At 73.2% G+C, this 17,428-nt stretch carries 14 protein-coding genes and 1 pseudogene; 8 read left to right on the top strand and 7 right to left on the bottom strand.

Annotation, left to right across the window (positions count from 1 at the left end):
* Window positions 1–13: 13 nt before the first annotated feature.
* Window positions 14–958, bottom strand: coding sequence for an ABC transporter substrate-binding protein (locus tag ACQZOG_RS14365; RefSeq protein ID WP_037643036.1), 945 nt, complete (start codon window positions 956–958; stop codon window positions 14–16).
* Window positions 955–1,500, bottom strand: coding sequence for a GNAT family N-acetyltransferase (locus ACQZOG_RS14360; protein WP_037643035.1), 546 nt, complete (start codon window positions 1,498–1,500; stop codon window positions 955–957). Before ACQZOG_RS14360 ends, ACQZOG_RS14365 begins: the two co-directional genes overlap by 4 nt.
* Before the next feature lie 601 nt (window positions 1,501–2,101).
* Between ACQZOG_RS14360 and ACQZOG_RS14355 the strand changes: the two genes are divergently transcribed.
* From ACQZOG_RS14355 to ACQZOG_RS14345, 3 genes are all read left to right on the top strand, one after another.
* Entirely contained in the window at window positions 2,102–3,130 is a 1,029-nt protein-coding gene (locus ACQZOG_RS14355) for an amino acid ABC transporter permease (RefSeq protein WP_430741543.1), read from the top strand.
* Window positions 3,127–5,100: an FAD/NAD(P)-binding protein gene (locus ACQZOG_RS14350; protein WP_430741542.1), complete on the top strand. Its 1,974-nt coding sequence runs from the start codon at window positions 3,127–3,129 to the stop codon at window positions 5,098–5,100. The genes ACQZOG_RS14355 and ACQZOG_RS14350 overlap by 4 nt, the downstream gene beginning before the upstream one ends.
* A gap of 104 nt (window positions 5,101–5,204) precedes the next feature.
* Window positions 5,205–5,774, top strand: coding sequence for a DUF6328 family protein (locus ACQZOG_RS14345; RefSeq protein WP_033276298.1), 570 nt, complete (start codon window positions 5,205–5,207; stop codon window positions 5,772–5,774).
* An 87-nt stretch (window positions 5,775–5,861) separates the two neighbouring features.
* On the opposite strand, the gene ACQZOG_RS14340 is transcribed toward ACQZOG_RS14345, so the two are convergent.
* Window positions 5,862–6,794, bottom strand: coding sequence for an RNA polymerase sigma-70 factor (locus ACQZOG_RS14340; protein ID WP_430741541.1), 933 nt, complete (start codon window positions 6,792–6,794; stop codon window positions 5,862–5,864).
* A 173-nt stretch (window positions 6,795–6,967) separates the two neighbouring features.
* Here ACQZOG_RS14340 and ACQZOG_RS14335 point away from each other — a divergent pair, with 173 nt between their 5' ends.
* Entirely contained in the window at window positions 6,968–7,459 is a 492-nt protein-coding gene (locus ACQZOG_RS14335; RefSeq protein WP_430741540.1) for a carboxymuconolactone decarboxylase family protein, read from the top strand.
* 199 nt (window positions 7,460–7,658) lie between these two features.
* Window positions 7,659–8,639, top strand: a complete 981-nt coding sequence (locus ACQZOG_RS14330; protein WP_261676013.1) for a DUF2804 domain-containing protein — start codon at window positions 7,659–7,661, stop codon at window positions 8,637–8,639.
* A 54-nt stretch (window positions 8,640–8,693) separates the two neighbouring features.
* On the opposite strand, the gene ACQZOG_RS14325 is transcribed toward ACQZOG_RS14330, so the two are convergent.
* On the bottom strand, window positions 8,694–8,933 hold the full coding sequence (locus ACQZOG_RS14325) for a DUF5302 domain-containing protein (RefSeq protein WP_122216202.1): 240 nt from the start codon (window positions 8,931–8,933) through the stop codon (window positions 8,694–8,696).
* Window positions 8,934–9,023: 90 nt separating this feature from the next.
* Entirely contained in the window at window positions 9,024–10,406 is a 1,383-nt protein-coding gene (locus ACQZOG_RS14320) for a DEAD/DEAH box helicase (protein ID WP_033276303.1), read from the bottom strand.
* A 217-nt stretch (window positions 10,407–10,623) separates the two neighbouring features.
* On the opposite strand from ACQZOG_RS14320, the pseudogene ACQZOG_RS14315 reads away from it, so the two are divergent.
* Both ACQZOG_RS14315 and ACQZOG_RS14310 read left to right on the top strand, forming a co-directional pair.
* Window positions 10,624–11,505 (top strand): annotated as a pseudogene (locus ACQZOG_RS14315) (oxygenase MpaB family protein); the annotation flags it as partial.
* A gap of 521 nt (window positions 11,506–12,026) precedes the next feature.
* Window positions 12,027–13,544, top strand: coding sequence for an aldehyde dehydrogenase family protein (locus ACQZOG_RS14310; protein WP_033276304.1), 1,518 nt, complete (start codon window positions 12,027–12,029; stop codon window positions 13,542–13,544).
* A gap of 37 nt (window positions 13,545–13,581) precedes the next feature.
* Here ACQZOG_RS14310 and ACQZOG_RS14305 read toward each other — a convergent pair whose 3' ends face one another.
* Window positions 13,582–14,208, bottom strand: coding sequence for a TetR/AcrR family transcriptional regulator (locus ACQZOG_RS14305; protein WP_033276305.1), 627 nt, complete (start codon window positions 14,206–14,208; stop codon window positions 13,582–13,584).
* Between the two features lie 127 nt (window positions 14,209–14,335).
* Between ACQZOG_RS14305 and ACQZOG_RS14300 the strand changes: the two genes are divergently transcribed.
* Window positions 14,336–15,475, top strand: a complete 1,140-nt coding sequence (locus tag ACQZOG_RS14300; RefSeq protein ID WP_033276306.1) for an acyl-CoA dehydrogenase family protein — start codon at window positions 14,336–14,338, stop codon at window positions 15,473–15,475.
* A gap of 13 nt (window positions 15,476–15,488) precedes the next feature.
* Here the strand turns inward: ACQZOG_RS14300 and ACQZOG_RS14295 are convergent, their stop codons facing one another.
* Window positions 15,489–17,321: an AMP-dependent synthetase/ligase gene (locus tag ACQZOG_RS14295; protein ID WP_193468549.1), complete on the bottom strand. Its 1,833-nt coding sequence runs from the start codon at window positions 17,319–17,321 to the stop codon at window positions 15,489–15,491.
* Between the last annotated feature and the right edge of the window lie 107 nt (window positions 17,322–17,428).

Below are 17,428 nucleotides of genomic sequence, written 5' to 3'. Positions count from 1 at the left end.
GTTCCTGCTCGGCTCAGAGGTGTTCGCGCGGGTTGATCTCGGACGCGTCGATCGCCGAGGCGGTGGTGCCCCACTTCTCGAGGATCCGGGTGTACGTGCCGTTCTTGATCAGCTCGTTGACGGCGGCCTGGAACGCCTTGGTGAGCGGGGAGCCCTTCTTGAAGGCGAAGCCGACGTCGAGGCGGTGGAACTCGCCGAGGAACTCGGTCTGCGAGGCGGGCTGCGAGGCCTGGTGGCGCAGGCCGTTGATGGTCGACATGATGACGTCGATGCGGCCCTGCTGGAGCGCGGTGAGGGTGGCGGCGTTCTCGGCGTAGACCTTCACGTCGTACGGCTTCTTGCCGGCCTTGGCGCAGACGCCCTTCTCGGCGGTGAGGGTGGCCTCGAAGGTGGTGCCGGCGCCGGTGCCGATGGTCAGGCCGCACAGCTGGACCAGGTCGGTGATCTTCTTCTTGCCGAGCTCGGTGTCGCCCTTGCGGACGGCGAAACCTTGGCCGTCGTTGATGTAGGTGACGAAGTCGATGGTTTTGAGGCGTTCCGCGGTGACGCCGAAGTTGCCGGTGCCGACGTCGTACTTGCCGCTGCCGAGGGCGGGCAGGATCGTCTCGAAGGAGGCGTCCTGACGCTGGAGTTCAAGGCCGAGCACCTTGGCGACGGCGTCGGCGACGTCGATGTCCTGGCCCTCGGGGTCCTTGTCGGTGCCGTTGGGGTAGTAGGCGCCGGGCGGGAAGCCGACCGAGCTGCCGACGCGGAGCGTGCCGGCCTTGCGGACGTCGGCGGGCAGCAGGGCGGCGATCGAGTCGACCGTGCGGACGTCGGCGACCGGGTCGTCCTTCGGAGCGGCCTGGGCTCCCGCCGGTGCCGTGCCGTCGGTGTCGCCGGAGCCGCAGGCGGTGAGGGCCAGCAGCGGGAGCAGGGCGAGCGCGGCGGCGTGGTGGAGCCGAGTTCTGAGGTTCACGGGCGGGAGGCCTTTCGGGTGTGCGGAGGGGTCGCGAGTTGCTCGGGGCGTGCCGTGTGGGCGAGGTGTTTCTCGAAGGGCAGCGGGCCGATGGTTTCGGGGTCGGCGTCCGTGTCGAACAGGGGTGTGTAGCCGGTGGCCAGGTAGAGGCCGCGGGCCTCGGGCTGGCGCGGGCCGGTGGTGAGGTACAGGCGCCGGTAGCCGCGGGTGCGGGCGACGCGCTCCAGCTCGCCGACGACGCGGCGGGCGAGGCCGCGTCGGCGGTGCGCGGAGTGCGTCCAGATGCGCTTGAGTTCGGCGGTGTGCGGGTCGTAGCGGCGGAAGGCGCCGCCGGCGACCGGCTCGCCCCGCTCCAGGAGCAGCAGCAGGACGCCGCCGTGCGGCGCGGTGAACTCCTCGTCGGGGTAGCGGGACAGCTCGGCGTGGGCGTCGCCGCCGTAGCGGGAGGAGTACTCGTCGCCGAGTTCGCGCAGCAGCGGGCGCACCCGGGGGTCGGACACCGGCACTTCGACGAAGGTGAACTCGGCTTCTTCAGGCGTCACTTGGGCGAAAATGGGCGTGACCTCTCGGGGCGTCCCGGCCGCATGCACGCATGGCTGGACCACGGGTGCGCTGCGAGCGGGGATGGCGAACCGTCAGACGGACGGGTGCAGGGAAGCGTGACGACGCCGGGCGTCGGGAGATTCAGGGGTGCGGCAGCGCGCGTGGGAGAAGAGCTCGGCCCGCGACGGGGTCACCGAGGGAGGGAAGGGCCGGTCGGACGGCCCGCTGCCGAGTCAGGCGCAACACGCGGCCGACCACACTCGACCGAAGTCGATGTGATCGCGCGACACCAAGCGCTGCTGGGCATTCATGCGACTTATTGAGCAGTACATCGCGCCGCACGTCAAGCGGCGCCCGGATGCCGGGACGCCCACCCGGCACTGTTGACAGCACGCGGCCACGCGCACTTACGATCGGCGGCGGACGGGCCACCCGTGTGGAACGGGTGTCCGCTCCGGCCGCGTTGAGGGACGCGGCGCATGTGACGACGCCGGACCCCGGCGCACCGTGCCCGCGCGGACAGCCACTGCCGCGCCCCGGGACACGGGTGCCGCCGGGGCCGTCATCCACGTCTGCGCCCCTCCCCCGGAGAGTCCTTCGATGGTCATGCCTTCCGGCGTCACGCCGGCCCCTTCCGCGGTCCCGCCGAGAAAACAGCCGGACGCCCCCACCTCCTCCCCCGTCCCCGACGCGGACGTGCCGCGGATCGTGCCGCGCCGGAACGTCGGCCGCTGGATCACCGCCGGTCTCGCCCTGCTGCTGTTCGCGATGGTCCTGAACTCCGTCGTCCGCAACGACGCCTTCCAGTGGAGCGTGGTGGGGCGGTACTTCACCACCTCCGCCGTGCTGGACGGGCTGCTGCTGTCGCTGTGGCTGACCGCCGTGGTGATGGTGCTGGGATTCCTGACCGGCACCGTGCTGGCGGTGATGCGGCTGTCGGGCAACCCGGTGCTGCGCACGCTCAGCTGGGGTTACATCTGGATCTTCCGGTCCACGCCGCTGCTGGTGCAGCTGCTGTTCTGGTTCAACATCGGCGCGCTGTACCCGACGCTCGGCCTCGGGATCCCGTTCGGTCCGCAGTTCGTCACCGTGCAGACGGTCAACCTGCTCGGGCCGACGCTGACCGCCGTGATCGGGCTGACCCTGCACGAGAGCGCGTACGCGGCCGAGGTGGTGCGCGGCGGCATCCTCTCGGTGGACTCTGGGCAGACCGAGGCGGCGCAGGCGCTGGGGCTGAGCAGGCGCCGTACGCTGCGCCGGATCGTCGTGCCGCAGGCGATGCGCTCCATCGTGCCCACCGCCGGCAACATGCTGATCGGCACCCTCAAGGGCACGAGCATCGTCAGCGTGCTGGCCGTGCACGACCTGCTGTACTCGGTGCAGCTGATCTACAACCAGACGTACCAGATCATCCCACTGCTGATGGTCGCCACCCTGTGGTACATCGCGGTCACCACCGCGCTGAGCATCGCCCAGTTCTACGTCGAGCGGTACTACGCGCGCGGCAACTCCCGTTCGCTGCCGCCGACTCCGCTGCAACGGCTGCGTCTCCAGCTGACGGCGCTGCAGCTGTGGCTACGCAAGACGACCGCGGCCGACGCCCGTCCGGCGATCGGCGGTGACCGGTGAGCGGCACTCCCGCCCCCGCGGTCCTGGCCGTCGTCGGCGCGGGGCCGCGCGCCACCGGACTGCTGGAACGCATCGCCGCCAACGCACCCGAACTCTGGGACGGCACAAGGGCGTTGCACATCCATCTGATCGACCCGCATCCGCCGGGACCGGGTCGGATATGGCGGCACGAGCAGTCGGGCCTGCTGCGGATGAACTCGATGGCGGAGGACGTCACGATGTTCACCGACGAGTCCTCGACCATCGAGGGCCCGGTGCGGCCGGGCCCTTCACTGGCCGAGTGGGCGGCCCAGTTCTCCGGCCGGGGCCCGCGCCACGCCCCGTACGCCGAGCCCGCCGACCCGGAGGTGCTCGCCGAGCTGCGCACGCTGGACCCCGCCGACTTCCCCACCCGCCGCGCCCAGAGCGCCTACCTGGACTGGGTGTTCCGCCGGGTGCTGACCGAGCTGCCGGCGTCGGTCACCGTCGAGTGGCACCGGACCACCGCGACCTCGGTCACCGGTCCCCCGGACGGTCGGCAGCAGGTGCGCCTGGACGGCCGGGACGACCCGCTCACCGCCGACCTGGTGGTCCTCGCCCAGGGTCACATCGGCACCGAACCGTCGCACGAGCACCGCGCGTTCGCCGCCTTCGCCCGCCGGCACGGCCGCTTCCACCTGCCGCCGGCATTCTCCGCCGACGCCGACCTGTCCGGGCTGCGGCCCGGCGAACACGTCCTCGTGCGCGGCTTCGGGCTGGCCTTCGTCGACCTGATGTCGCTGCTCACGGAGGGGCGCGGCGGCCGGTTCCGCACCCGCCCCGACGGCACCCTCCAGTACCTGCCCTCGGGCCGGGAACCCGTGCTGCACGTGGGGTCGCGGCGCGGGGTGCCGTACCACTCCAAGACCCGTTACCGGCTCCAAGGTCCGCGCCCCGCACTGCCCCGGTACTTCGGGCCGGAGGCGGTGGACGCGCTGCTCGCCGAGGGCCGCCCGCTGGACCTGCGGCGGGACGTGTGGCCGCTGATGGCGAAGGAGATCGGCTACGGCCACTACCACGAGCTGTTCCACGCCCACCCCGGCCGGACCACGCTCGGCTGGGAGGGCTTCGCCGGTGTCTACGACCGACTCGGCTGGTACGACGCGGAGATGACGGAGCTCGTCGCGTCGGCGGTGCCGGACCCGGCGGACCGGCTGGACTTCGAGGCGCTGGACCGGCCGCTCGACGGGCTGGCGTTCGCGTCGCCGGACGCCTTCCAGGACCACCTGCGGACCTACGTCACCGAGGACGTCGCCCGCCGCGAGAACCCGGAGTTCAGCGCCGACCTCGGCGCGTTCCTCGCCCTGCTGTCCCTCTACGGGCAGCTGCCCCGGCTGGTGGAGTCGGGCCGGCTGACCGCGCGTTCCGTGGCCGGGCAGCTCGACGGCTGGTGGCAGGGCTTCTTCAGCTTCCTCGCCTCGGGCCCGCCCGGCTTCCGGCTGCGTCAGCTGCTCGCGCTGTCCGAGGCGGGTGTGGTCCGTTTCCTCGGCGCGGACGTCCGGATCGCCGCCGACGACTCCACCGGCACCTTCACCGCGACCAGCCCCACCGTCCCCGGCCGCACCACCCGCGCCACCGCGCTGATCGAGGCGTACCTGCCGGGCCACAGCCTCGACCGCACCGAGGACCCGCTGCTGCGCGACCTGCACCGCTCGGGGGCGCTCGCCGAGGAGGTCGTCACGGACCCGGGGTTCACCCACCGCTCGGGCCTGCTGACGGTCAGCCCGGAGGACGGGCGGCTCGTCGACCCGTCACTGGGCGGGCCGCACCCGCGCAGGGTCGCGCTGGGCGCGCCCACCAACAGCCGCGCCGTCGCCGCGTTCGCCCGGCCCCGCACCGACTCCCCGGGTTTCCGGCAGAACGACGCGGTGGCCCGGGCGTTGCTCCGCACGCTCACGGAGGTGGCGCCGACGGTGTCACCGGGGACCGGCCACGCGTCGGTCGCCGTGTGACGGCTTCCGGGACGCGGCCCGTGTGTTCGCCCTCGTTCGTCCCGGATCCGGCATGACCGGCGCCGATCGGGGCAAACGGTTCGCCTGGAACCGGGGAGGACACCATGACGATGACGGAGCAGCCGGCCGAGCCGGCGGAGAAGGAGAGCGCCTGCTGCGCGCACCACGACGACCATGCCGGGCGGCCCGACGCGGAGCCGCCCGAGTCGGCGCGTGAGCGGGTCAACCGCCGCTGGAACGAGGTGCTCCAGGAGACACGTGTCACGCAGACCGGGGTGCAGATCCTCTTCGGCTTCCTGCTGAGCGTGGCGTTCACCCCGCTGTTCCGTGAGCTGGAGACCCCGGACAAGGTGATCTACGTGATCACCGTGGTGCTCGGCGCCTCCGCGACGGGATCGCTGATCGCGCCCGTGTCCATCCACCGTTTCCTGTCCGGACAGCGGATGAAGGACGAAGTGGTGGAGGCGGCCGGTCGCCTGATGGTGTGCGGGATGGTGCTGCTCGCGCTCACCATCGGCTGCACGCTGCTGCTGATCCTGCGGTTCGTGGTGCCGGGCGTGCTCGCCGAGGTGCTGGTGGGCGGGGTCATGGCGTGGTTCGGGCTGTGCTGGTACGTGCTGCCGCTGCGGCTGCGCCGCCGGGCGGCCCGCCGGGCTCGGCGTGAGCAGGCCTGACGGCCGTCGCCGCCTTCCGTGGCGTCGCCGACCGCGCTGATCTCGCTGCCCCGCACGTGGATGTCGCCCCTCGGGAAGCCGCCAACCTCACCGGTGCAGCACGGTCTCCCGGTCCATGTGCGAGAGCTTCTCGGGGTTGCGCACGGCGTACAGGCCGGTGACGAGGCCGTCGTCGACGCGGACCGCGAGCACGCTGTCGAGTTCGCCGTCGAGGTGCAGGACCAGTGCGGGACCGCCGTTGACGAGGGCCGGCCGCAGCGTCACCTCGGCGGGGACCTTCCGCAGCCCTCCCCGCAGCAGCCGGGCCACCTTGTCCGCGCCGACGACGGGCCGCAGCACCGCCTGTTTGATTCCGCCGCCGTCGCCGAGGAGGACGACGTCCGGCGCGAGGACGTCCAGCAGTCCCTGCAGATCGCCCGTCTCCACGGCCCGCCGGAACGCCTCCAAGGCGTCACGGGTGCGTTCCGGCGACCCGTCCCCGCGGGGGCGCCGGGCCGCCACATGGGCGCGGGCCCGGTGCGCGATCTGCCGCACCGCCGCCGGTGACCTGCCGACGGCCTCCGCGATCTCGTCGTAGCCCACGTCGAACACCTCGCGCAGCACGAACACCGCGCGCTCGGTCGGCGCGAGGGCCTCCATGACCAGCATCATCGCCATCGAGACGCTGTCGGCCAGTTCGACGTCCTCCGCGACGTCGGGCGAGGTGAGCAGCGGCTCGGGCAGCCAGGAGCCGACGTAGGACTCCTTGCGGCGGCCCAGCGTGCGCAGCCGGGTCAGGGCCTGGCGGGTGGTGATGCGCACCAGGTACGCGCGCCGGTCCCGCACCTCGGCGAGGTCGACGGCGGCCCAGCGCAGCCAGGTCTCCTGGAGGACGTCCTCGGCGTCGGCGGCCGAGCCGAGCATCTCGTAGGCCACGGTGAACAGCAGGTTCCGGTGGGTGAGGAAGTCCTCGGTGGCGGGCCCGGCTCCCCCGCCGCCGCTGCTGCCGTTGCCGTTGCCGTTGCCGTTGCCGCCGGTCACGTCCGCTCCCTGGTTCCGGCTCCCGATCACAGTCATACGCACAGGACGCCGGCCGGGCCGGTTCTGTGACAGCGGCGGCGTGTGGTCCACCTCACTCCCGCCACCCGTCACACGGTACGGCCGCCCGGCATCTGGTGGGTGTCCGGAACACGACCACGAGTGAGGACCACACGATGGACGCCCGTTTCCACCTGTTCGAGAACGAGATCGCCTCCCGTTTCGCCAAGCGGTTCGCCGGCGCGGCGCTGGTGCTCCACGACTCGCCGCTGCCGAAGTCCGTGCAGGAGCTGGTGTCGCTGCGCGCCAGCCAGATCAACGGCTGCGGCCACTGCGTCGACATGCACGTCAAGGAGGCCGCCGCGGCCGGGGAGAGCGAGGTACGGCTGCACCTGGTCGCCGTCTGGCGCGAGACCACGGTGTTCACCGAGGCCGAGCGGGCCGCCCTCGCGCTCGCCGAGGAGGGCACCCGCCTCGCCGACGCCCACCGGGGCGTGTCCGACGAGACGTGGGCGCTGGTCCGCAAGCACTACGACGACGACCAGACGGCCGCCCTGGTCTGCCTGGTCGGGATGATCAACGCGGCCAACCGGCTGGCGGTCATCACCCACCAGAAGGGTGGCTCGTACGAGGCGGGGATGTTCGGGGCGGTGGTCGCGCAGGGGTGATCAGAGAGAGGTGCCTGCCGCGGAGGCGGGCTCGTCCGCCCGCCTCCCCGCCCTCCCGGCCGGGACCGTCGTCGGCGTCGGGCGAGGCCGCGGCGGCGACGAGGACGACGACCGCGGCTGAGTCCGCCGATCTTCGACCGGTACCGTTCGACCCCGAAAGCCGACAGGCATCCGCCTTGGTGAAGGGGCCGCAGCCGAGATGACCGCCGAACGTGAGATCACCTCCCCCGTCGACCTGTGCCTCCCCGACGGGCGGCTCGACCCGGCGGCGGTCGGCTGGACCAGGCGTCCGCTGCACCGGGCGAACCTGCGCGGCTGGGGGCGCGTCAAGCGCTGGGAGTACTGGGGCGTCGTCACGCCGACCCACATCGTGGGCCTGGTCGCCTCGTCCCTCGACTACGCGGGCACGCACGGCGTCTACGTGCTGGACCGGGCCACGGGCCGTGAGCTGGCGAAGGACGCGGTGACTCCGCTGGCGCGGGGCGTGCGGATGCCGGACCGCAGCGGGGAGGGGACGGCGTCCGCGCGGGGCGGCGGGGTGGCGGTGGAGTTCGTCCAGCACGCGGAGGGCACCACGATCACCGCGTCCGCCCCGGGGTTCCGGCTGGACGCCGAGGCGCCCCTGGTGCCGGGGCACGAGTCGCTGGGCGTGGTCGTGCCGTGGAGCGGACGCCGGTTCCAGTACACGGTGAAGGACCTCGGCCGCCCGGTGCACGGCCGGATGCGACTCGGCTCGCGGGACGTCGCCTTCGACGCGTCCGACTCGTTCGCCGTCCTGGACCACGGGCGCGGCAAGTGGCCGTACTCCGTGTCCTGGAACTGGGCGGCGGGCTGGGCGCCGGGGCGCGCGGTCCAGCTCGGCGGGCGGTGGACCGACGGCACGGGTTCGACGGAGAACGCCCTGTTCCTGGACGGCCGGCTGCACAAGATCGGTGACGACCTCGTCTGGGAGTACGACCGGACGGACTGGCTGCGGCCGTGGCGGATCACCGGGCCCCGGGTGGAGGCGGAGTTCCACCCCTTCCACGTACGGGCGGCCAGGACGAGCCTGTTGGTGGTGTCCAACGACACGCACCAGTGCTTCGGCGGCTTCACGGGGCGCGCCCGCGCCGACGACGGTTCCTGGGTGGACCTCGACGGGCTGACGGGCTGGGCGGAGGAGGCCCGCAACCGGTGGTGAGAGCCGTCCGGCCCGTGACGCGCGGGCGTCACGGGCCGGACGGGACGGACCGGGTCAGCCGCTCTTGCGGCGGAAGGACCGCTGGTGCGTCGCCGGCCCGTGCGTGGCACGCACCTTGGACGCGTTCGGGTTGCCCGCGGCCTCGGCCGCCTCCGCCTGGGCGCCGCGCTTGCGTTCCAGCGCCTCGCGGAACTTGCGCTTGAGGTCGTAGGTGCCGTCGGCCTCCGGTGTGACCGGGGACGTCGCGGCGTCGGCCGGCTCCGAACCTTCCGTGGCGGGGGGTTCTGCGGTCATGGTGACCTCCTGGGTTCGGGGACGGACGGGCGGGCTCAGCTTGTCACGGCGCGCGCCGTAGGTGCAGCGAATTTCGCGGCGCGGTGCCGCTCAGCCGCCGCGGCGCACCTGGGCGGCCCGGCGCGCCTCGGCGAGCTTGCGCGCCTCGCCGGCCTTGCGGGACCTGCCGCCCGAGCCGCCGCCGCGCGGGGCTCCCTTGCTCGTACCGAGGCCGCGGAAGGGCTCGTTGACGTTCTTGGGGCGGGGCGCGGCGGGCCCGCCGTCGAGGGGGACGCCGGAAGGGGCCTTCGCCCCGGTGATGCGGGTCAGTTCCGCCTCGCCGGAGCGCACGGGGGTGACGGTGGCCTTGATGCCGGCCTCGGCCAGCATGCGGAGCGTCTCGCGGCGCCCGCCCGACGCCACCAGCGTGACCACGCGGCCGGACGCGCCGGCGCGGGCGGTGCGGCCCGCGCGGTGCACGTAGTCCTTGGCGTCGGCGGGCGGATCGACGTTGACGACGAGGTCGAGGTCGTCGACGTGCAGACCTCGGGCGGCGACGTCGGTCGCGACGAGGACGGTGATGCCGCCCTCCTTGAACTGGGCCAGCGTCCTGGTGCGCTGCGGCTGGGACTTGCCGCTGTGCAGGGCCCCCGCGCGCACCCCGCTCGCCCGTAGATGCCGGGTGAGCCGGTCGACGGCGTGCCTCGTCTCGAGGAACAGCAGGACGCGGCCGTCGCGGGCGGCGATCTCCGTGGTGACGGCGTAGCGGTCGGGGCCGTGGACGACGAGGAGGTGGTGCTCCATGCCGGCGACCGCGGCGCCGGCCGGGTCGACGGAGTGGACGACGGGGTCGTGGAGGTGGTCACGGACCAGCTGTCCGACGTCGCCGTCCAGGGTGGCCGAGAACAGCATGCGCTGACCGTCGGGACGGACCTGGGCGAGCAGTCCGGACACCTGCGGCAGGAAGCCGAGGTCGCACATCTGGTCGGCCTCGTCCAGGACGGTGATCCTCACCCGTCCCAGCGTGCAGGCGTTGCGCTCGACGAGGTCGTGCAGACGCCCGGGGGTCGCGACGACCACCTCGGCGCCCTGGCGCAGCGCGGCGGTCTGGCGGCTGATCGACAGGCCGCCGACGACGGTCGCCATCCTCAGTCGCAGGGCCTCGGCGTACGGCTCCAGGGCCTGGGTGACCTGCTGGGCCAGCTCGCGGGTGGGCACCAGGACCAGGGCGAGGGGCTGCCGGGGTTCGGCGCGGCGCCCCGCCGTACGGGTCAGCAGGGGGAGGCCGAAGGCGAGCGTCTTGCCGGAACCGGTGCGTCCGCGGCCCAGGACGTGGCGTCCGCGCAGGGCGTCGGGCAGCGTGGCGGCCTGGATGGGGAAGGGCTCACGCACCCCGAGCCGGTCCAGGGTGCGCAGCACGGTCTCCGGAAGCCCCAGGGCGGCGAAGGAGCCGTCCGGCGCGTGGGCGGGCGTCGGGGCGTCGGGGTGGGTCACAGGGAGCCTTCCGCAGGGGGACGTGCCGAGGAAGGCCCGGCAAAAGGGTCACCGTACCACCCACCGGACGCGCCCCGCGCGGCATGGCCGGACCGGACGCGGGACCTGACCCGGGACCGGCTCGGGCCGTCCCGAGTATTGACGGGCGATGTTACAAGTCAATAGTTTCAGTATCACCGTTGCACCAGGGGCCGCGTTGCCGACAGGAGGCATCAGCATGGGCCGTTACGGCCGGCTCGCCCGGATGCGGCAGATGGATCCGCAGCGGGACTTCGAGCAGATCTACCGGTGGATCACCCAGTACGAGTTCCCCCGCGACTACCTGCACGGCACGTCGGTCGCCTTCCTGCGCGACTACGGCGTCCCGCGCATCTCCCGACTGCTCGACCGCACGCAGGAGTTCGAGCGCGCCGGGCAGAAGCGGTACGACGACACGGTGCTGATCGCGTACGAGATGGTGCGCGACGGCATGGACTCGGAGCACGGGCGTGCCGCGGCGCGTCACCTGAATCGCATCCACGGCCGGTACCGGATCCCCAACGAGGATTTCCTGTACGTGCTGGCCACCACGGTGGTCGGGCCGAAGCGGTGGATCGACCGGTTCGGGTGGCGGCCGTTGTGCGCGCAGGAGACGGAGACCCTGGCGCTGGTGGGCCGGCGGATGGGCGAGATGATGGGCATCTCCCACGTGCCCGCCACCTACGCCGAGTTCGAGCGGATGCACGACGCCTACGAGCGGGAGATGTTCGCCTACGACCCCGCCAACCGCCGTGTCGCCGCGGCCACGTTACGCGTGATGGCCGCGTGGTATCCGGCCCCGCTGCGCCGTATCGCCGTACGGGCGTCGCTGGCCGTGCTGGACGAACCTCTGCTGAGGGCGCTCGGGTTCCGGCCGCAGCCGGCCTGGGTGCGGGGTCTCGTGCACCGGGCGTTCCGTCTGCGCGCGGCGTGCGTCCGGCTGCTTCCGGCTCGCCCGGAGCGGTTTCCGCGCGGGCCGAAGCCCCGCACGTATCCCTTCGGCTGGACGCTGGACGACCTGGGCCCGCACTGGGCCCAGTCGCGCCCGCTGGAGCCCCTGCGGGACGAGAGGCCGGCGGACGGGACACCGACGGGCCCCGAGGTGCTCGACGCCGAGCCACCGGGTGCCGAACGGCTGGACGAACACCCGTCGGGCACGGATCCCTCGCGCCGAAAGTCTCCGGGGCAAAACCCGCCGGAAGCACGGCCGCTCGCCACCCACCCACCGTCCGCCGAGCCGCCGATCCAAGAGCCACGGGACGCCGAGCCACCGGGCGACGGGCCACAGGACGGGCAGCCACCGAGCGCCGAGCCGCCGGTCACACGGCCCTCGGCAGCCGAACCGCCGACCGACAGGCCACCGGGCGCGCAGCCATCGAGCGCTGAGCCGTCAGCCCAAGAGCCGCCGGACGCCGAACCGCCGGACGCCCAGCCACCGGTCGCCGACCCACCTGACGCCGACCCGCCCTGCGTCGAGCACCCTGGCGGACAGCCGCCGGGCGTCGAGCTCTCCGCCCGGAAGCCCTCGGGGCGGAGGCGCCGGCAGGGAGGCTCCCGCTCCTCCGCCGCCCCCGCCGTCCGAGCCCCTCGTGAGGAGAACCCATGACCGAGACCGCCCCGGCGGCCGCCGCCCCGCGGGTCACCGCTGCCGCCACCTTCACCACCCGCTCCCCCGCGACCGGTGAGCGCCTCGCCGAGTACCCCGTGCACGGGCCTGAGGACGTCTCCCGGGTCGTGGCCCGTGCCCGCACCACGCAGGCGGGGTGGGCGGCGCTGCCCGCGTCCCGGCGCCGGGAGCTGCTGCTGCGGTGGAAGAAGGCGATCGCCGAGGATCTGGACAAGGTGGCGGGGACCATCGCGCAGGAGACCGGGAAGCCGGCCGGCGACGCCGAGCTCGAGGTCGTGCTCACGCTGGAGCACCTGGCGTGGGCGGCCCGCAACGCGCCCCGCGTGCTGGGCCGCAGACGCGTGCGGACGGGGCTGTTCACGGTGCACCAGCGGGCCTCGCTGGTGCACCGCCCGCTCGGCGTGGTCGGCGTGATCGGCCCCTGGAACTATCCCCTCTACACGCCGATGGGCTCGATCGGGTACGCCCTCGCCGCGGGGAACGCGGTCGTGTTCAAGCCGTCGGAGCTGACGCCGGGCACCGGAGTGCTGCTGGCGGAGCTGTTCGACTCCGCGGCGCCCGAGCACGCGGGGCTGCTCACCACGGTCACGGGCGCGGCCGCGACCGGGGACGCGCTGGTCCGGTCGGGAGTGGACAAGGTGGCGTTCACCGGGTCGCCGGGGACCGCGCGGAAGGTGATGGCGGTGTGCGCGGAGACGCTGACGCCGTTCCTCGCCGAGTGCGGCGGCAAGGACGCCGTGATCGTCACCGCCGACGCCGACCTGGAGGCGGCCGCCGACGCGATCGTGTGGGGCGCGCTGAGCAACGCGGGGCAGACCTGCGCGGGCGTGGAGCGCGTCTACGCGGTGCGCGAGGTGCACGAGGAGCTGTGCACCCTCGTGGTGGAGAAGGCCAAGGCGCTGCGCACGGGCGCCGGCGCGGACGCCGCGTACGGACCGATGACGCTGCCCGGCCAGGTCGCCGTGGTCGAGCGTCATGTGAGCGGCGCCGTCGCGGCGGGCGGGCGGGCGCTGCTGGGCGGGCCCGAGGCGGTGCGCGCGCCGTACGTCGCCCCGGTCGTGCTGACCGGCGTGCCGGAGAACGCGCCGGCGATGACGGAGGAGACGTTCGGGCCGGTGGTGACCGTCAACGCGGTGGGGAGTGTGGACGAGGCCGTGGAACGCGCCAACGCCTCCCCCTACGCCCTCGGCGCGGCGGTGTTCTGCGGGAGCGGGCGCACGGGTGCGGCGATCGCGGCGCGGCTGCGCGCGGGCGCGGTGTCGGTGAACTCGGTGCTGGGCTTCGCGGCGGTGCCCGCGCTGCCGTTCGGCGGTTCGCAGGACTCCGGGTTCGGGCGGATACACGGCGAGGAGGGGCTGCGGGCGTTCACCTCCGTGCAGTCGGTGACGGTGCAGCGGTTCGCCCCGGCGATCGCGCTGACCTCCTTCTCGGTCCCGGCGGCCACCCGCGAGCGCGCGGTACGGCTGGCGCGTGCCCTGCACCGGCGACGCTGAAAGCCCCTCGGACGCCTGCCCGTCGCCGTCGGCGCGGTCAGGCGTCCAGCAGCGGCGCCAGATAGCGCCGGGCGAACGCCCGGGCCTGCTCCGCGTCCTCCATCTCGATGCAGCTGGACGGGTTGAGCAGGAAGGACACGGCGACCCGCACCATCAGCTCGGCCACCGGGCGCGGGTCCTCGTCGGGCCGCCCCTCGACCTGCTGCGCCCGGCGCAGATGGCCCGTCAGGTACTCGACGGTGGCGGACAGCGACGCGCCGCCCTGCACGGTCAGGTACGGCAGCACCACCTCCGGTTCGAGCCGCAGCATGCCCCCGAACAGGGGGTGGGCGCGGGTGTGGCGCAGGGCGACGACGAAGCCCTCGACGACGCGCTCCTTCATGGTCGGCAGGCCTGCCACCGCGGCGTCGAGCCGGGCGAAGAAGCGGCTCAGCTCGCGCAGCAGGGTCTCCTCGACCAGACGGTCCTTGGTCTGGAAGCGCCGGTAGACGGTCACCCGGGAGACACCGGCCCGCTTGGCGACGTCGTCCACGGAGGAACGGCGCACGCCGAGGAGGGTGAACTGCTCCAGTGCCGCGTCGAGGATGCGCCGCGCCGTGTCGTCCTCGGGCTCCGGGCGGGCGAGGGCCCGGGCGAGCCACGAGTCGTTCGTGTCAGTTCTCATGGTGCTCCTCACGATACCGGCGAACGACTCCCTCAGAGACGCTGATACAACTACCATAACTTTGTATCTACGGAACGCGCCCCACCCGTACCGAGCCGCCGAACGGCACCGGATCCCGGAGGACCTGATGGGCAGTCGACTCACCGAGGAACAGGCCGCGTTCGCGGCGGCCGTACGCGACTTCGCCAAGCGCGAGTGCGGCACCCGAGAGCAGCGGGACGCGCTGACGGACAGGGGCCGCGAGGCGCACCATCCGGAGCTGTACCGCCGGCTCGCCGACCTGGGCTGGCTGGGGGTGTGCCTGCCGGAGGAGTACGGCGGCTCGGGCGGCGGAACGGCGGACGCCTGTCTGTTCCTGGAGGAGACGTCGTACGGGATGGTGCCGTGCGGCGGTTTCATCACCACGGTCATCACGGCGAAGGCGTACGAGCGGTTCGGCTCCGAGCGGCAGCGGCGGGAGGTGCTGTCCGGCGTGGTGCGCGGGGACGTACTGGCCGTCGCGATGTCGGAGCCGGGGGCGGGCTCGGACGTGGGGGCGCTGCGCTGCCGGGCCCGGCAGGAACGGGGCGGCGCCTGGGTGATCGACGGCCAGAAGACATGGATCTCCAACGCGCACTGCGCCAAGAGCATCCTGCTGGTGGCCCGCACCGGCGAGGACAAGCACGGCGGGCTGACCATGTTCCATCTGCCCGCCGGCACCCCGGGGGTGGAGATCCGGGGCATCGGGACGATGCGCGGCCGGGAGGTCAACGACGTCTACCTCGCGGACGTACGGCTGCCCGCGGACTCCGTGGTGGGTGAGGTGGACGGCGGCTGGAAGCAGCTGATGGCCGGCCTCGACCACGAGCGGCTCTTCCTCGCCGCGAACATGCTGGGTCTGGCCCGCCGCGCCTTCGACGACGCGGTCGCCTACGTCCGTGAGCGGGAGCAGTTCGGGCGGCCCGTCGGCACGTTCCAGGCGCTGCGGCACCGCGTCGCGGACCTCGCCACGGAGATCGAGTGCACGCGGCTGCTGGTGCGCGAGGTGGCGCTGGACTGCGACGCGTACCCCGAGAAGCTGTTCTCGCGCGAGGCGTCGATGGCCAAGCTGAAGGCCACCGAACTCGCCAAGCGGGTCACGCTGGAGGGCATGCAGATGATGGGCGGCTACGGCTACACCACCGAGTTCGACATGGAGCGCCACCTGCGGGCCGCGGTCGTCTCCACGGTGTACGGGGGGACGAGCGAGATCCAGCGGGACGTCATCGGCAAGACGTACGGGCTCTGAGCCGCGCGCGGGATCAGTCGTCGTAGAGGGCGGTCAGGGCGTCGGCGTACTTGTCGCGGATGACGCGGCGCCGCATCTTCAGCGACGGCGTCAGCTCTCCGGTCGCCGGCCCCCACTCCTCGGCGAGCAGTTCGTACCGCTTGACCTGCTCGGTGCGGTTGAGGCGGGTGTTGGCGGCGGCGACCGCGCGGTCCACCTCGGCGCGGACCTCGGGGTGCCGGGCGAGCGCGGCCAGGTCCCCGTCCGTGCCGATGCCGTGCCTGGCGGCCCAGGCGGGTGCGGACTCCGGGTCGAGGACCAGCAGGGCGACCAGGTAGGAACGGTTGTCGCCGTGCACCATGGCCTGGCCGATCAGCGGATGTTCCTTGAGGGCGTTCTCCACCAGGGCCGGCGAGACGTTCTTGCCGGTCGAGGTGATGATCATCTCCTTCTTGCGGTCGGTGAGCCACAAGTAGCCCTCGTCGTCGATCCGGCCGATGTCGCCGGTGGCGAGCCACCCGTCGGCGTCGAGCGCGGACCGCACCGAGCCGTCCGGCAGGAGATAGCCGTCGAACACGGACGTGCCGCGCACCATGATCTCGCCGTCCTCGGCGACGCGGACCTCCACCGACTCCACGGGGCGGCCCACCGAGCCGAGCCGGAAGCCGGTCCTCGGGCTGTTGCTGGTCGCGACGCCGGTCGTCTCGGTCAGCCCCCAGGCGTCCATGATGACGATGCCGAACCCGGCCCAGAACCGCACCACGTCGGCCGCCATGGGCGCGGACGCGCTGGCCGACCAGGTCACCCGGTCCAGCCCGCCGGCCGCCAGCATGGGCAGCAGCACCTCCTTGCGGACCTGGGCGTAGCGCTCCTCCAGCTCGGGCGGCGGGGTCTCGCCGCGCTCGCGGTACCCGACGTGCTCCCGGGCCACCCCGAACGCCTCGTCGATCACCGCCCGTTGCTCGTCCGGCATCAGCGAGAGCACGGCCCGCACGGCGGCGGACAGCTTCTCCCAGATCCTCGGCACGCCGAAGAACTGCGCGGGACGCACCTTGCGCACCACCTCGCCGACCTTCGTCGGGTCGGCGCACAGGTACACGTGCGAGGCGCGGTGACAGGGCAGGTAGATGCCCAGCATCCGCTCGGCGATGTGCGCGAAGGGCAGATAGCAGATGTGCTCGACGTGCGGCGGGAGTTCCACCACGGCGTCGAGGGCGAGCGCGTTGGACAGCACCACCCGGTGGGTGAGGACGACGCCCTTGGGCTCGCCGGTGGTGCCGGAGGTGTAGACGACGGTCAGCGGGTCCTCGGGCCGGGCGGTGTCGAGTTTCTTGCCGAATTCCTCGGGCACGGGCTCGCGTCCCAGCGACGCGTACGGTACGTGAGCGCCTTCCGCTCCCGCGTCGGCCACCACGAGCCGTTCCAGCGGGGTGTCCGGATCGGCCAGCAGCGGCTCCCACACCGGGAGCTGGTCCGCACCGCCCACCACCGCGAGGCGGGCACGGCAGTTGCGGGCGATGTGGGTGATCTGCTCGGGGGCCGCGGTGCCGTAGACGCTCACCGGGACCGCGCCGAGGCGGACGAGCGCCAGGTCGGACAGCCAGTGTTCGGGCCGGTTGGCCATCATCAGCAGCACGTGGTCGCCGCGGCCGACGCCGAGGGCCCGGTACCCCGCGGCGAGGGTGCGGGTGTGCTCGTGGATCTCGCCCCAGCTGAGCGTCGTCCAGTCGGTGCCGGGGTCGTCCGACTGCCATGACAGGCCCGGCAGTTCGGGATACGCGTGCGCGTTGTGCGCGAGGAGCTGGGGCAGGGTGCGGGCGGCGGGGTCGTCGGGCAGGCCGCCTGCGGCGGGAGGTGGTGACGTCATCGGGGCCTCCTTGCGTTGCGGGTCGGGGAGAGAACGTCGGGGAGACCGGGGCGTGGGGGAATGCCCCTGCGGGCGTACCCGGTGTCGGTGGGGACGGACGGGCGGCG

The organism is Streptomyces sp. P13-3-3, assembly GCF_050571355.1.
Lineage (GTDB): Bacteria > Actinomycetota > Actinomycetes > Streptomycetales > Streptomycetaceae > Streptomyces > Streptomyces althioticus.
This window is presented reverse-complemented; position numbering and strand designations above follow the sequence as displayed.

Coding starts and splice junctions, on each gene's coding strand:
- ACQZOG_RS14335 (WP_430741540.1), top strand. CDS start 6,968: ATGGACGCCCGTTTCCACCTGTTCGAGAACGAGATCGCCTCCCGTTTC.
- ACQZOG_RS14325 (WP_122216202.1), bottom strand. CDS start 8,933: ATGACCGCAGAACCCCCCGCCACGGAAGGTTCGGAGCCGGCCGACGCC.
- ACQZOG_RS14330 (WP_261676013.1), top strand. CDS start 7,659: ATGACCGCCGAACGTGAGATCACCTCCCCCGTCGACCTGTGCCTCCCC.
- ACQZOG_RS14300 (WP_033276306.1), top strand. CDS start 14,336: ATGGGCAGTCGACTCACCGAGGAACAGGCCGCGTTCGCGGCGGCCGTA.
- ACQZOG_RS14355 (WP_430741543.1), top strand. CDS start 2,102: ATGGTCATGCCTTCCGGCGTCACGCCGGCCCCTTCCGCGGTCCCGCCG.
- ACQZOG_RS14345 (WP_033276298.1), top strand. CDS start 5,205: ATGACGATGACGGAGCAGCCGGCCGAGCCGGCGGAGAAGGAGAGCGCC.
- ACQZOG_RS14310 (WP_033276304.1), top strand. CDS start 12,027: ATGACCGAGACCGCCCCGGCGGCCGCCGCCCCGCGGGTCACCGCTGCC.
- ACQZOG_RS14305 (WP_033276305.1), bottom strand. CDS start 14,208: ATGAGAACTGACACGAACGACTCGTGGCTCGCCCGGGCCCTCGCCCGC.
- ACQZOG_RS14295 (WP_193468549.1), bottom strand. CDS start 17,321: ATGACGTCACCACCTCCCGCCGCAGGCGGCCTGCCCGACGACCCCGCC.